Below are 13,903 nucleotides of genomic sequence, written 5' to 3'. Positions count from 1 at the left end.
CCCGGCGGCCCGGACCGACCCTCGCGACCCTGCGTCGGCGGCGTCCCGTCATCCGGTCACCGGGCCAGCCAGGCGCTGAAACGCTCGTTCAGCTCATCCTGGTTGTCGACCCACCAGGACCAGTCCCTCCGCAGCGCGCGCGCCATGTTGGGGGGATGCGTGGGCAGGTGCGGGCCCATCTCCACGCCCGTCTCCAGGTGAGTGGTGATGAGCGGCGCGGCCGATTCCCGCGCGGGACCGTACGAGATCCTCCGGCCGAGACCGGCGAGCGCCTCGGCGGTGCTCGCGAAGCTCACGAGCCGCATCGCCTCGTCCAGCCTCGGCGTGCCCGCGACGATGGCCAGCTGATTGATGTCCAGGAGTTGCCCGTCCCAGACGATCTCGAACGGCTGCCCCTCGAGCACCTGCGCGTTGAAGATGCGGCCGTTGAAGGCCGTGCTCATCACGACCTCGCCGTCGGCCAGCATCTGCGGCGGCTGGGCGCCCGCCTCCCACCAGACGACCTGGTCCTTGATGGTATCCAGCTTGTCGAAGGCGCGGCTCAGCCCCTCCGGCGTGTCCAGAACAGCGTACACGTCCTCTGCCGGCACCCCGTCGGCCATCAGGGCGAACTCGAGGTTCACCATGGGCACGCGGCGCATCCCGCGGCGCCCGGGAAACTTCTCGAGATCGAAGAAGTCCGCGATCGTCTCCGGCCGGGCGCCGGGGAAACGGTTGGCGTCGTATGCGTAAATCGTGGACCAGACGACGCCCCCCACCCCGCAGTCGGAGAGGGTGCCGGAGATGAAGTCCTCCTCGGCGGGCGTCCCATCCGGTCCCGGAGGGAGCATCTCCGGATCGACGTACTCGAGCAGACCCTCGTCGCAGGCGATCGTGACGTCGGAAGCGTTGAGGTCCACGACATCCCAGTAGACGTTGCCCACTTCGACCTGGGCCCGGATCTGTGCCAGACCGCCGTTGAAGTCCTCGACGTCCACGCGGATGCCGGTGGCCGCGGCGAACGGTTCGTACCACGCCTCGATGCTCGCCTTCTGATACGAGCCCCCGTAGGAGACGGCCGTAATCGACTGGGCCGCGGCCTGCCCGACGAAACACGTCGCGATCACGGTCGTGTACGCCGCGGCTCGGGCCAGAGCCATCATCGCCCGGTCAGTTCGCACGGGTCAGCCAGGCGCTGAAGCGCTCATTCAGCGCGTCCTGATTGTCCACCCAGAACTCCCAGTCGTTTCGCAGCGCGCGCACCGCGTTCTCGGGGCTGGTGGGCATATGGGGCGCCATTTCGACGCCGGTCGCCAGGTGAGTGGTGACGAGCGGTTCTCCCGACCGGCGGGCCGGACCGTAGGAGATCCGGCGCGCGACCGCCGCGAGCGACTCGCCCGTCGTCGCGAAGCGCAGGAAGCGGAGCGCATCTTCCAGCCGCGGCGTCCCCGCCACGATGCTCAACTGGCCGTAGTCGAGCAGCTGGCCGTCCCACACGATCGTGAACGGCTGCTCCTCGAGCACCTGCGCGTTGAAGATGCGACCGTTGTAGGCGGTACTCATCACGACCTCGCCGTCCGCCAGCATCTGCGGCGGCTGGGCGCCCGCCTCCCACCAGATGACCTGGTCCGCGATCGTCTCCAGCTTCTCGAAGGCCCGGTCCAGCCCCTCCGGGGTGCGCAGCATTGCATAGACCTCGTCGAGCGGAACGCCATCGGCGATGAGGGCGAACTCGAGGTTGACCTGCGGCACGCGACGCATGCCGCGTCGTCCGGGAAACCTCTCCAGGTCGAAGAAATCCGCCATCGTCGCGGGCTTCTCATCGGGGAAGAGGTCGGCGTTGTAGGCGTAGACCGTGGAATAGAACAACATCCCGGCCCCGCACGGACCCTGCAGCTCCGGATAGAAGTCGTCCCTCGCGGGCGTCCCATCGGGGGCCGGCGGCAGCATGTCGATGTCGATCGGTTCCAGAAGGCCCTCGTCGCAGCCCCGCATCGCATCGGCCATCTCGAGGTCGACGACGTCCCAGTGGACGGCGCCGACGTCGACCTGCGCCCGTATCTGCGCCAGGCCGCCGTTGTAGTCCTCCATGTCCACCCGAATCCCGGTCTCATCCATGAACGGGACCTGGATGGCCCCGCGATACGCCCGGCCGTAGGAGCCTCCCCAGGAAACGGCGGTGATCGCCGGACCCTCCGGCGCCTGGGGTCCGCACCCGAGCGTGAACGCCGCTGCGACCGCGAGGACGACGAGCACCCCATCGCGCGACGTGTGGATTGCAGATCTCGTCTTCATGCGATCTCCTCTTCCCCTTCGAAGTCCAGCGCGCGGCAGTCGTTGACGGTCCAGCCGATCCGGATGGGGTCGCCCACCATCATGGCGCCGTGCCCCACGATGTTCGGGATCTTGGCCACGACATCCCGGCGCCCGCAGGCGGCGAGCCGGACGCGCAGGTGGTCGCCGAGGAAAGTCATGTCTTCGACGACGGCGTCGACCTCGTTATGGTACAGATCCTCCTGGGGCTTGATCGCGATCCGCTCGGGGCGGATCGAGAGCGTAACCGTGTCGCCTACTCCGCACGGGGCGATCCGGAAGGCCCGGATCCGCTCGCCCCCGACGTCCACTTCGCACAGGTCGTCCTCCACGAGCACCACCTCGCCGTGGAGCCGGTTGTTCTCGCCGATGAAGCGGGCCACGAAGGCGCGCTCCGGCTCCTCGTAAAGCCCTTCCGCTCCGGCGATCTGCTCGATCCGGCCGCCGTTGAGGACGGCGATCCGGTCCGACATCACCATCGCTTCCTGCTGGTCGTGGGTGACGTAGACGACAGTCACGCCCAGCCTCTGGTGGATGGAACGGATCTCGTACTGCATCTCCTCGCGCAGGCTGCGGTCCAGGGCGCCGAGCGGCTCGTCCATCAACACGAGTTCGGGTTCGAACACGAGAGCGCGGGCGATGGCCACGCGCTGCTGCTGGCCGCCCGAAAGCTGGCCCGGCCGCCGGTCCTCGAGGCCGCCGAGGCGGACGAGGTCGAGCGCCCGCGTGACGCGCTCGCGGCGCCGATCCTCGGGAATCCCTCGCACTTCCAGCGGAAACGCGAGGTTCGCGCCCACGGTCATGTGCGGAAACAGCGCATAGTTCTGAAACACCATCCCGATCCCGCGCTTGCGGGGCGGAAGGTCCTGGACGGAGCGTCCGCCGATGCGGATCACGCCGGACGTCGCCGGCTGAAAGCCCGCGAGCATCATCAGGATCGTCGTCTTCCCCGAACCCGAAGGGCCGAGCAGGGTCACGAACTCACCCTTGCCGATGCCGAGGTTGAGATCGTCCACCACCAGCGTGTGGCCGTCGTAACTCTTGCTCACGCCCTCGAACTCGACGTGCTTGGCCTGGCTGCGACCGTCGCCCTCCGCGCCGTTGGAACCCGCGATCATCTGGCGATTCTGCCTTGTTCTTCGGAATATGGAATGGTGATCGGTCCCCGGTCGGGGTCGATCAACTTGAAGCCGGCGGCGCCAATCCGCGAGTGTGTGCCACCGTGGCTGTTTTGAGCGGAGGAGGAACGATGAAGATCAGGAATCGGACGGCGGGACGGGTCACGTGGGCGGCCTGCCTGCTCGTGCCCGTGGCCGGGCTCGCGATTGCGGCCGCAGGAGAGCCCGGCGCGAAGATGGACTCGGCCTCCGCCGCTCAGGCCCTCGTGGCCCTGCTCGACGAGGCGGGACGAGAGAAGGCGCTCTTCTCCCTCGACGACGAGGAGCGTTTCAACTGGCACTTCGTCCCGAGGTCGCGGAACGGACTGCCGCTCGCCGACATGACGACCGAGCAGCGCGCCGCCGCGCACGACCTCCTCCAGGCCGCCATGAGCAGCCAGGGCTTTCTGAAGGCCAGCGCGATCATCGAACTGGAGCGAATCCTCGGACTCCTGGAGGGGCGCCCCGAGCGCCGGGACCCGGAGAACTACTATGTCGCGATCTTCGGCGACCCGTCGTCGGAAGGGGCGTGGGCATGGCGGTTCGAAGGGCATCACCTCTCCCTCAACTTCTCATCGCCTTCGGGCCGGCTCACGGTGACGGGCCCCGCGTTCATGGGCGCAAACCCCGCCCGCGTGCCATCGGGTCCGAAGGCGGGCTGGCGGCCGCTGGGGCGGGAGGAAGACCTGGCCCGGGCGCTCATGCGGAGCTTCACGCCGGATCAGCGCGAGCGGGCGACCATCGCCACCGAGGCCCCCAGCGACATCCTCACCGGGAACGACCGTGAGGCCCGGCTCGGCGCGTTCGAGGGCCTCCCCGCCGACGCCATGACCGCGGAGCAGCGCGCGATCCTGTTCGAGATCGTGCATGAGTACGCCGGGAACACGGCGACGGACTCCGACTGGAGGATGCGGGTCGAGAACGAGATTCCGGCGGGCGACATCCACTTCGCCTGGGCGGGGTCGCTCGAACCCGGTGAGGGCCATTACTACCGGGTCCACGCCCCGGCCTTCCTCATCGAGTACGACAACACGCAGAACGACGCGAACCACGTCCACTCGGTGTGGCGGGACCTGGAGAACGACTTCGGGGGCGACGCGCTGGCGCGCCACTACGAGGAGTCCGACCACCACTAGCGGCGACGAGGTGGCGACGCGGATCCGGCGTTCGCGAGTCGCCGGATCCCGTCGCTAGCGGCCGATGAGCCTCAGGAAGCGGGGATCCTCGCGCACGCGCTCGAAGTCGTCTGCATCCGGCAGCGTGCGCCGTCGTCCGGGATTGAGTTCCACCGCCCGCTCCAGGGCGTCGAAGGCGTCGTCTTCGCGTCCGTCGTCCAGCAGGAGCGCGGCCAGCGTGACCCACGCGTTGTCGTTCTCCGGCGATCTGGCCGAGGCTTCGCGCGCCAGCGCCAGGGCGCCCTGCAGATCGCCGTCCCGCCTCATCCTCGAGGCTTCGCGCAACATCTGACCCGAACGGTACATGTCGAGGACCCGGCGCAGTTCGGCGAGCGGTTCGTCGTGGTCGTCCACCCGGATGTCGACGACGCGGTCGCTGTAGCCGCCGTTGACCCGCGGGGCCACGACGAGGATGGCTCCGGACTGCATGCCGCGCGCGTCGCCGCCCGCCGCCTGTGCGGCGTCGAGCGCATCCATGAGCCGTTCCGCCAGCGGGCCGGTGGATGATTCGAACGAGGCCGCCATCGCGTCGACGACCTCGGGCCCCGTGAGGATGTTCCCCTGCGCGCAGTAGTCCACGCCGCACCGGTGGCCCTTCCAGTCGCTCGCGCCGGTGCCGGTCCAGGCGGCCGTCCGTCCCTGCTGGTCGAGGATCGCGACCTGGCGGCGGTCCCGGCCCTGGTCGCTCCCCACCATCATCTCGAGGGCCTCCTCGGGCGAGTAGCCGGCCTGGAGGAGCTGGATGCCGATCGCCCCGTACATGGGGTTCGCGGCGGCCTGATGGGCGATGATCACGAGTCCGCCCTTCGCGTGCATCGCGCGGTTTCCCGCTCCGAACGCTTTCGACTGCACGCCCATCCCCAGTTCGCCGGTCGCGGGATCGCGCCCGATGATCGAGTAGGTCCCGAGATAGTTGGGGTCGAGGAGGTCGGCCTCTTCGCTTTTCCCGGACGTCGGGACCATGCGCGGCTCGGGGGCCGCCTCGGGCGACGCCCAGGCACCTCCCAGCGCCCGATGGACGGCCAGCCTCGCCAGGGCCAGATCCCGCGTCGCACCCGCCAGCGCCGCCTCGACGTTCAGGAGCGTGCGCAGGGCGTCGAGATAGTCGGTGTAGCCCACGACCCCCGACTCGTACCGCTGCGACTGCAGCTCCGTCGTCGCCAGCGCCTCGTCGCGCTGGGAGGCGAGGAACGCGTGCCGCCGGGTCTCGTTCTCGAAACCGGTGAGCGCGGTTTCGACTTCGTTCACCGCGGTCACCACCGTCCGTCCGTACGCGGCTGCGGCCTCGTCGAAACGGCCCTCGGCAAGCGCGAGATTGCTCCGAAGCCGGCCCGCCTGGAAGATGGGCGCGGTAAGGTTCGTGATCAGATTCGTGAACCACTGCTGCGCGTTGAAGAGGTCGCCAGCGTCCGCGCTTGCCAGCCCGATGGAACCGGACAGCGAGAGCGACGGAAGCAGTTGGGCCCGGCGCGCGCCGATGCTGTAGCGGGCCGCGTCGAGCCGCTGGCCCGCTGCCCTCACGTCGGGCCGCTGGAACAGGAGGTCCGCCGGAACCCCGCCGGGGACGGGATCCGCCGCAAGCTGCGGCGCGAGGGAGTCGGGCAGGATCGCCTCGACATCCTCCCGATAGCCGCCCAGGAGAACGGCCAGGCGGGCTTCGGCGCTCGTGAGCTGCGTCTCGAGCTGCGGCAGCCCCGCCTGCGTGTTCCTGAGGTCCTGGCGAACCTGGGACAGCGTCCAGGAATCGATCAGGCCGCGATCGTAGCTCGTCGAAGCCAGCGACTCGCGTTCAAGCAGCACCCCCACCGCCTCGCGGGCCAGTTCCGTCTGGCGCCGCAGGCTGACGATGTCGAAGTACGTGGTGATGGTCTCGGCCAGGATGCCGATCCGCGCCGAGTGGAAGTCCGACTCCGAGGCCAGATACTCCGATCCGGCGGCCCGCGCGTCGTTGCGGGCGCGTCCCCAGAAGTCCAGCTCGTAGGCAAAATCCGCGCTGACGGAATACGTCGTCAGGTCGATTCTGTCCGGAAACACGAAACCCGCGATCGAATCGCCCGGACCCCCCAGCCCGAGAGCCTGAATCTGCGCGCCGATCCCGGCGTCCGTCGGCGTGTCGGTGTCGGCCACGGTTCCGCTCGCCCCCACGCTCGGGAAGAGGTCGGCCCGCGCGATGCGCGCCCTCGCGCGAGCCTGCCGGACGCGCGCGACGCCCGCGGCGAGGTCGAAGTTGGAGACGAGCACGGAATCGACGACGGCGTCGAGCACCGGATCCCGGAACGCCGTCCACCACTCCAGCGGCTCGTACGCCCCCGGTTGAAGTCGGGCCGAGAAATCGTCCGGCATCTCCGCCACCGGCTCCGGAAGGGACGGCCCCGGAGCCAGGGAACAGGCGGAGAGAAGCAGGAGCGGGGCCGCCCGCATCAATTTCCTCACACGCGGTACTCCCGTGCGCGTCATCGCGTGCTCAGGGCGCGATGCTGAAGCCGAACACCAGGTGCGCGCGATCCTGATCGGGATTCAGGATGTACGCCACGCTCACCGGCACGGCGAAGGTTTCGGTGATCGCGAGGTCCTTGCTCGCCGTGACCCCCAGGTTGACCACGGCCGCTTCGTCGGTGCCGTAGAAGTCGCTCTCGCCGCCCACGAAACCCATGTGCAGCTGCAGTTCGACATCCGCTCCGGTAATCGCAAACGGCACGCCCACCTCCGCGTACAGCACGCTGCTCTCGGTAAGCATGCCTCCGAAGAGGGAGATCGGGAAGGTCTCCGGACCCGAGAAGCCGAGCGACAACTCCACGGTGTGCGCCGCGCCGGCCCCGAAGCCCGCGTCGGCGCCGGGCGAGGGGAAGTAGTAGTCGGTGATTCCGACCGCGACGGAGAGACCGGACTCGGCCGTCACGGTGTAGGTGGCCCAGAGATCGTTCTCGTTGGCGGAGGCGCCCGAGGCGGAGATGGAGTACGAACCCCACGCGCCGAATTCGAGCCCTCCGGTCCCGAAGGTGATCGCCGGTTGCACGGCCATGGATTCGCCGAAGTCGACGCCGCGCCAGACATAGCGGCTCACGACGTCGGCCCCGATGGAGACGGACTGGCCCTGCGCGGGGACGGCGAAGGCGAAGAGGGCCGCCACGGCAACAACGAGCCGGAGCCCCCGGAACCGGAACGAATCAACGCGGATCACGGGCACGATTCTCCTCCTCTTTCTATGGTGACCCGGGTGCGAAGCATGGACTCCGCGGAACCCCGGAAGACGCCGCGAGTCGGCGGAACGTCGGCATAGTCGCGCCCCACCGCGACCCGCACATGGCGCTCGTCGCATTGTGTGTCGTTGGTCGGATCGAAGCCGACCCATCCCATGCCCGGGAACCAGCTCTCGACCCAGGCGTGGCTCTCGCCCGTCGCCGGGCCACTGCCGTTTCCGCCGTCCGGACCCAGATAGCCCGACACGTAACGCGTCGGGATCCCCCAGCCCCGCAGGATCGACGCCATGACGTGAGCGTAGTCCTGGCACACGCCCTCGCGGCTCTCGAGGATGCGCTCGATCGGCGAATCGACGGCGGTCGTACCGGGAATATAATCAAACGACTCGTGGAGTCGGCTCCCCAGAGCCGTGGCGGTCGCCAGCGGATCGTCCCCGCGTTCGATGCCGCAGCCTCTGATGAAGTCGGCGAGGAGCGGCGAGGAGCGGACGAAACGGCTCGGCTGCAGCATCAGCCCGAGTTCGGGAGCGCTCGCCGCGGCGCCGAGCCGGGCCCACGCGTCTTCCCCGACCTCGGAGGGCGTCTCCGGTATCGGGCCCACCTCCACCGTCGAACGTCCGACGATCGAGAGACGGCGGTGCTTTCCGGGGCGATCGAAGAAGTGGCCCCGGTTGTGAAAGGGTCCTTCGAATTCGAATACGGAGCCGGACGGGTCGGTCTCGAGCGTGAACCCGCGCACGACCTGCCTTCGGTCCTGCACCGGGTGCAGATAAAGCGTCATGACGGACACCGTAACCGGCGCGCTGTAGACGAACTCGATCGCGTGTTCGATGGTGTAGTGCGCGATCATGCTGGGAGCCCCGCGGCCACCGGGTAGTCGACGTACGAGGCCTGGATGAGGCTGTGCAGGATCCGGCTGTCGCGCGTCAGAGACTCGAAGACCTCCCCGGACGCCGCATCGGGTGGGGGTTCCTCCTCACCGGGGTCGAGTTCGACGGCCGCCGCCATGCGGAGCACCATTCGGTGCGGCGGGGCGAGCGGCGGGCGCCCCCCCGCCGGGTCGATTCCCCGCAGCGCGGACTCGATGCGATCGGTCGCGTAGCGCACGGAACGGGAGATCTCGGGGTTCCGCAGCAGAAAGCCGAGCACGGAACTGCGCCGCAGGGTGAGCGACCGATCCCGGCGATAGGGTTCGAAGGCGCCGCAAACGCGCAGCAAATCGGCCCAGGACAGGACCAGGCCGTCGCCGTCCGGCCGCGCAATCCGATCCCACATGTCGAGCAGTACGACCTGTTGCTGCAGCCGCTCCACGTAACGGCCGAGTTCGAGGAACCGCCACGCATCGTCACGCGCCATGCTGGCGTCCACGACTCCCGCGAGGAGGCGGAGCCGGTCGATCACCTGGTTCACCAGAGCCGCGGGTCCTTCGCCCCAGGCGTCGGCGAACTCCGTCTCCTGGAGCCAGAGGAATCCCTGGTTCAGGCACACCCACACGGGCAGGGGCAGCCGGGGCCGGATCTCCCTGGCGTTCTCCCTCGCCATCCCCCAGCACGAAATCATCGATGCCGGGTTCGTCGTGTCCTCGACGAGGCCGCCGGTCAACGTGTAGGCATCCGCGATGAGGAAGGCCTCGGCCTCGTCCACATCGGCCGGCGCGTGCGGAGGGGACTGACTCAGCGCCCGGTAGACGACGCGCCACCCGAGGGCGAGTTCGTCGGCGTCCGTATCCACGAGCCGGGTCAGCTGATACTCGAGCAGACGGGCCGTGTTCTCGGTCCGTTCCGCGTAGCGCCCAAGCCAGTAGAAGTTCGCCGCCATCCGGGCTAGCATCGTTCGGCGCCCCTCTCCCGGCCGCTACTCACGCAGGATCCAGAGGTCCTTGCAGCCTCCGCCCTGGCTGGAGTTCACGACGAGGCTTCCCTTGCGCAGCGCGACGCGGCACAGGCCGCCGGGAACCACGTGCTGCTCCTCCCTTCCCTGGAGAACGAAGGGGCGCAGGTCCACGTGGCGAGGCTCCAGGCGTCCGTCGACGAAACAGCCCGCCCGCGAAAGGGGCAGCACCGGCTGCGAGATGTAGTTCGCCGGGTCGTTCCGCAGATGCTCCGCGAACGCCTTCCGCTCGGCCTTCGTCGCGTGCGGGCCCACGAGCATCCCGTAGCCGCCCGACCCCCCGACCTCCTTCACGACGAGTTCCGCGAGGTTGTCGAGCGTGTAGGCGAGGCCGTCCGGCTCTCGGCAGAGGTGGGTTTCCACGTTGGCCAGAATCGGCTCTTCATCCAGGAAATAGCGGATGAGGCGCGGGACGTACGCGTATAGCGCCTTGTCGTCCGCCACGCCCGTGCCCGGCGCATTGGCGAGCACGAGGTTGCCGGCGCGGTAGGCGTGGAAGAGACCGGCGGCCCCGAGCACGGAGTCTTCCCGGAAGGCGACCGGATCCAGAAAATCGTCATCGATTCGCCGGTAGAGCACGTCGATCCGCCGGAGACCCGCGGCCGTGCGGGCGTACAGCGTCGCATCGTGCACGACGAGATCCCGCCCTTCCACGAGGTCGACGCCCATCTCGCCGGCGAGAAACGCGTGTTCGTAGTAGGCGGAGTTGTATCGGCCCGGCGTCAGCACCGCCATGCGGGGTGTGTCCGCGGTCAGCGAAAGCGACGCGATCGTCGAGTAGAGGCGCTCCGGATAGTCCGCCACCTCGCGGACCCCGTAGGCTCGATACAGGTAGGGGAAGGCCCATTTCATCGCCGTGCGGCAGGCGAGCATGTAGGAGACGCCCGACGGGACCCGGAGATTGTCCTCCAGCACCGCGAAGGTGTCGCCCGCCCGCACGATGTCCGTCCCGCACACGGCAACGTACACGTCGTGCGGCGCCTTCATCCCCCGCATCTCGACACGGTACTGGGGACAGCCGAGCACGAGGTCGAGGGGGACGATGCCATCCCGCAGCGACTTCCCGTCGTGGTAGACGTCGTGCAGGAACAGGTTGAGGGCCGTGAGGCGCTGCTTCAGCCCCCGCTCGATGTGATCCCACTCCTCGGCGGTGATGAGGCGCGGCACGCAGTCGATGGGGATGATCTGCTCCGAGACATCCTCGACGCCGAGGACCGTGAACGTGATCCCCTCATGGACGAAACGGCGGTACACGCCGTCCTGGAGCCGCTCGAGATCCTCGGGGGGGATCCTGGAGAGGGCGGCGCCGAGTCGGCGCGCCCGCGCCCGGGGGGTGCCGTCTTCGTGAAACAGCTCGTCGTGAAAGGCGGAATCCAGTTCGTAATGGCGGAAAGGCCCGGACCCCGCCGAGATGGCGGGGTCCGGGTCGGCATAGCCGTGATCGACAAACTTCACCGCTGACATCGGGCGGTTCCCGTGCGCGGACGCTCAGTCCGCGTCGCGGTAGTCGTCGTCGGCGTCGGGGTCCACCATGAGGACAAATTCGGGATAGGCATCGATCCCGAGTTCCGCCGCGTCCTGGCCGATGCTCTCGACGCTCCGCGACACGCGAACGCCCATCACCCTGTCCAGCACCATCCAGAAGATCCAGGAAACGAAGAAGGCGAACACGCCGATGGCCACGACGCCGGTCAGCTGCACGACGAAATCGCCGCCCGCCGCGATGCACGTGGCGAGCGTTCCCCAGATTCCGGCGAACAGGTGCGCGGGCACGGCCCCGACCACGTCGTCGATCCGCCGCACCTCCAGCAGCTTCAGTCCCAACATGCACACGAGGGAGCCGACCGCGCCGATCAGGATCGCCCACAGCGAGTTCGTGATGTTCGGTCCGGCCGTGATCGCCACCATGCCGGAAATCGCCCCGTTGAGCGTGGCGAAGAGGTCGACCCGGCCGAATATGGACCGCGACAGGCAGAGCGCCGTGATGACGCCGGCCGCGGCGGCGAGGTTCGTGTTCACGAGGATGTTGCTCATCGAAACGGCGTTGACGACACCGGAGAGGGCGAGTTCGGAGCCGCCGTTGAAGCCGAACCAGCCCATCCAGAGGATGAACACGCCCAGCGTGACGGCGGGGATGTTCGACGGGGGGGTCGGCTGGATGGAGCCGTCCTTGCGGTACTTGCCCCAGCGCGGACCCACGACGAGGGCGCCGGCGAGCGCCGCCCAGCCACCGGTCGAGTGCACGATCGTCGAGCCGGCGAAATCCGTGAAGCCCATCTGGCTCAGCCAGCCGCCGCCCCACGTCCACGCGCCGACGATGGGGTAGATGACCGCGGTGAGCCCGCCCACGAAGACGAAAAAGGTCCAGAGTTTCACCCGCTCGGCCAGCGCCCCGGAGACGATCGAGGCGGTCGTGGCGACGAAGACCATCTGGAAGAACCAGTCCGACATCACGGAGTAGCCGTTCTCCGCCACGGCGCCGGCTGCGCCTTCGTTCCCGCCGATGAGCGCCACCTCATCCGCGGACGGACCGTAGAAGAAGCTGATCGACCCGATCACGCTCCCGACGTCGACGTACATGAGGTTGTAGCCGATGACGTAGTAGGTGAGGCCCGCGATCGAATAGAGCCCGATGTTCTTCATGCAGATCATCGAAGCGCTCTTCGACCGGACCGAACCCGCCTCGAGCATCGTGAAACCCGCGCACATCCACATCACGAGCACGCCCCAGACGAGGAACGAGTACGTGTTGAGGACGAACCCGAGATCTCCGCCACCGTCCTGCGCGGCGAGGACGGCCGGCGCCAGGAGAAGGCCCGCGCCGGAGAGCAGCGCGGCTGCGAGATTCCTTCCCGCCGCGAACCGGCGGGACCAGCGTACCTGATGGGTGCTCACGGCGGCTCCTTCCTCAACGGGTTTACGGCTCGATCATGGCCCTTCGCGACTCCCGGTTTAGGTTGCGTCCGTTCCCGGCGTCGCGCAACGGGTTCGGTGGGCCGGTAGCCGAACGGCGGCAGCCGATTATCTTCGGGAGTGACCCGGCTGCACCGGAATCTTCGACGAGAGGGCATATCATCATGTGGAAACGCTCCATTGGAGTGGTCGCCGCATTCGGGATGGGACTGACGCTTTCGGCGGTCCACCCCCTTCTTGCCCAGGAAATCCGGGCGCGTGGCGGCTCCACCGTCACGGTGGGCGCCCGAGTCCAGGCCCAGTACGAAGCTTCGAGCGTTGACGAGACGCCTTCGTCCTTCTTCATCCGCCGCGCGTGGGTGACGATCGACGGGCGGCTCAACGATCTCGTCGGAGCCAGGGCCCAGTTCAACATCGACGGCGCATCGGTTCTGGAAGCGTACCTGGAACTCACGCCGAGCGAGGCGCTCGAGATCCAGCTGGGGCAGTTCAAGAAGGGGATGTCGTATTTCTGGCTGGTGCCCAATTCCTGGCTCCCGATCATCGAACGGGACGCCAGGGTCACGGGCGTGGATCACTGCCCCGGCGTCGGCAGCGTGTGCACCTACGGCCGTTTCACCGGCGCGCTGGGCCTGGACAACTACGAGCCGGGCATCCTCGCGCAGGGGCGCGTGAGCGAGCTTTTCGGCTACCGCTTCACGCTCACCAACGGCGAGGGGATCGGGAACAAGGACGTGAACAACGGGAAGTCGGCGTCGGGCCAGCTCTCGCTCTTCCCGACCGGGGGGGACACGCGGGTGTCCGCCTATTTCGCCCTGGACGAGACGCTGAACAGCCATGGGGAGACGATGGGCGTCCCGGCCGTCGGGGCCGAGGTGGAACTCGGCACGTGGCTCGGCGGTCCCCACCTGATCGCCAACGTCCTGCAGGGTCGCAACTGGAAGCTGAACGACGACGCGAAGTTCTCCGCCTTCCAGTTCATGGCCTTCTGGTATCTGCCCATGGCGCCGGAGTCGCAGTTCTCCGGGATCGAGCCGATGCTCCGGGTAAGCTGGGTCGATTCCGGCGCGGAGAATCCGGGCAAGGTCACCGGGACGGTGGTCACCCCCGGCGTCATGGTGTACTTCACGGGTCGAAACGGAATCTCCACGAACGTGGACTTCTACAGCTCGGGCGGCCGGTCGGACTGGTCCTTGAAGGTCCAGGCGTTCGCGTTCTTCTGATCGGGCCCGGACGGGCCGCGATGGCTCGGGGGGCGCGCCGTCGACCCGGTGCG

Annotated in this window: 11 protein-coding genes; 2 read left to right on the top strand and 9 right to left on the bottom strand. The window is 68.3% G+C overall.

Annotated features, from left to right (window positions below; genetic code table 11):
• Window positions 1-56: 56 nt before the first annotated feature.
• From ACQY5G_RS07175 to ACQY5G_RS07165, 3 genes are read right to left on the bottom strand one after another with little or no spacing between them, the layout of a single operon-like run.
• On the bottom strand, window positions 57-1,160 hold the full coding sequence (locus tag ACQY5G_RS07175) for an ABC transporter substrate-binding protein (RefSeq protein WP_428278355.1): 1,104 nt from the start codon (window positions 1,158-1,160) through the stop codon (window positions 57-59).
• Entirely contained in the window at window positions 1,150-2,274 is a 1,125-nt protein-coding gene (locus ACQY5G_RS07170; RefSeq protein WP_428278353.1) for an ABC transporter substrate-binding protein, read from the bottom strand. Before ACQY5G_RS07170 ends, ACQY5G_RS07175 begins: the two co-directional genes overlap by 11 nt.
• Complete coding sequence (locus tag ACQY5G_RS07165) at window positions 2,271-3,410, bottom strand: ABC transporter ATP-binding protein (RefSeq protein ID WP_428278351.1); 1,140 nt, start codon at window positions 3,408-3,410, stop codon at window positions 2,271-2,273. The genes ACQY5G_RS07170 and ACQY5G_RS07165 overlap by 4 nt, the downstream gene beginning before the upstream one ends.
• 131 nt (window positions 3,411-3,541) lie before the next feature.
• On the opposite strand from ACQY5G_RS07165, the gene ACQY5G_RS07160 reads away from it, so the two are divergent.
• A complete protein-coding gene (locus ACQY5G_RS07160; RefSeq protein WP_428278349.1) occupies window positions 3,542-4,585 on the top strand; it encodes a DUF3500 domain-containing protein in 1,044 nt (347 codons plus the stop codon).
• A gap of 54 nt (window positions 4,586-4,639) precedes the next feature.
• Here ACQY5G_RS07160 and ACQY5G_RS07155 read toward each other — a convergent pair whose 3' ends face one another.
• The 6 genes from ACQY5G_RS07155 to ACQY5G_RS07130 are packed head-to-tail and all read right to left on the bottom strand — an operon-like array spanning window position 4,640 to window position 12,609.
• Window positions 4,640-7,057 (bottom strand): efflux transporter outer membrane subunit, encoded by a 2,418-nt coding sequence (locus ACQY5G_RS07155; protein WP_428278347.1) that lies wholly within the window; start codon window positions 7,055-7,057, stop codon window positions 4,640-4,642.
• A gap of 31 nt (window positions 7,058-7,088) precedes the next feature.
• Window positions 7,089-7,805, bottom strand: a complete 717-nt coding sequence (locus tag ACQY5G_RS07150) for a TorF family putative porin (RefSeq protein WP_428278345.1) — start codon at window positions 7,803-7,805, stop codon at window positions 7,089-7,091.
• A complete protein-coding gene (locus tag ACQY5G_RS07145; protein WP_428278343.1) occupies window positions 7,802-8,674 on the bottom strand; it encodes a transglutaminase family protein in 873 nt (290 codons plus the stop codon). Before ACQY5G_RS07145 ends, ACQY5G_RS07150 begins: the two co-directional genes overlap by 4 nt.
• Window positions 8,671-9,654, bottom strand: coding sequence for an alpha-E domain-containing protein (locus ACQY5G_RS07140; RefSeq protein ID WP_428278341.1), 984 nt, complete (start codon window positions 9,652-9,654; stop codon window positions 8,671-8,673). Before ACQY5G_RS07140 ends, ACQY5G_RS07145 begins: the two co-directional genes overlap by 4 nt.
• A gap of 24 nt (window positions 9,655-9,678) precedes the next feature.
• Window positions 9,679-11,169, bottom strand: coding sequence for a circularly permuted type 2 ATP-grasp protein (locus ACQY5G_RS07135; protein WP_428278339.1), 1,491 nt, complete (start codon window positions 11,167-11,169; stop codon window positions 9,679-9,681).
• A gap of 33 nt (window positions 11,170-11,202) precedes the next feature.
• Complete coding sequence (locus ACQY5G_RS07130; protein ID WP_428278337.1) at window positions 11,203-12,609, bottom strand: ammonium transporter; 1,407 nt, start codon at window positions 12,607-12,609, stop codon at window positions 11,203-11,205.
• Window positions 12,610-12,791: 182 nt separating this feature from the next.
• Here ACQY5G_RS07130 and ACQY5G_RS07125 point away from each other — a divergent pair, with 182 nt between their 5' ends.
• The gene (locus ACQY5G_RS07125; RefSeq protein ID WP_428278335.1) at window positions 12,792-13,850 is read left to right on the top strand and encodes a hypothetical protein; all 1,059 of its coding nucleotides are present in this window, start codon (window positions 12,792-12,794) and stop codon (window positions 13,848-13,850) included.
• The last annotated feature ends 53 nt before the right edge of the window (window positions 13,851-13,903 follow it).

It is taken from the genome of Candidatus Palauibacter sp., from assembly GCF_965261555.1.
Classification (GTDB): domain Bacteria; phylum Gemmatimonadota; class Gemmatimonadetes; order Palauibacterales; family Palauibacteraceae; genus Palauibacter.
Note: the sequence above shows the minus strand (reverse complement) of the source record. Positions and strands in the feature narration are given on the sequence as shown.

What these genes read in the sequence shown, in the direction of transcription:
- ACQY5G_RS07140 (WP_428278341.1), bottom strand. Translation starts at nt 9,654, where the DNA reads ATGCTAGCCCGGATGGCGGCGAACTTCTACTGGCTTGGGCGCTACGCG.
- ACQY5G_RS07145 (WP_428278343.1), bottom strand. Translation starts at nt 8,674, where the DNA reads ATGATCGCGCACTACACCATCGAACACGCGATCGAGTTCGTCTACAGC.
- ACQY5G_RS07170 (WP_428278353.1), bottom strand. Translation starts at nt 2,274, where the DNA reads ATGAAGACGAGATCTGCAATCCACACGTCGCGCGATGGGGTGCTCGTC.
- ACQY5G_RS07165 (WP_428278351.1), bottom strand. Translation starts at nt 3,410, where the DNA reads ATGATCGCGGGTTCCAACGGCGCGGAGGGCGACGGTCGCAGCCAGGCC.
- ACQY5G_RS07125 (WP_428278335.1), top strand. Translation starts at nt 12,792, where the DNA reads ATGTGGAAACGCTCCATTGGAGTGGTCGCCGCATTCGGGATGGGACTG.
- ACQY5G_RS07160 (WP_428278349.1), top strand. Translation starts at nt 3,542, where the DNA reads ATGAAGATCAGGAATCGGACGGCGGGACGGGTCACGTGGGCGGCCTGC.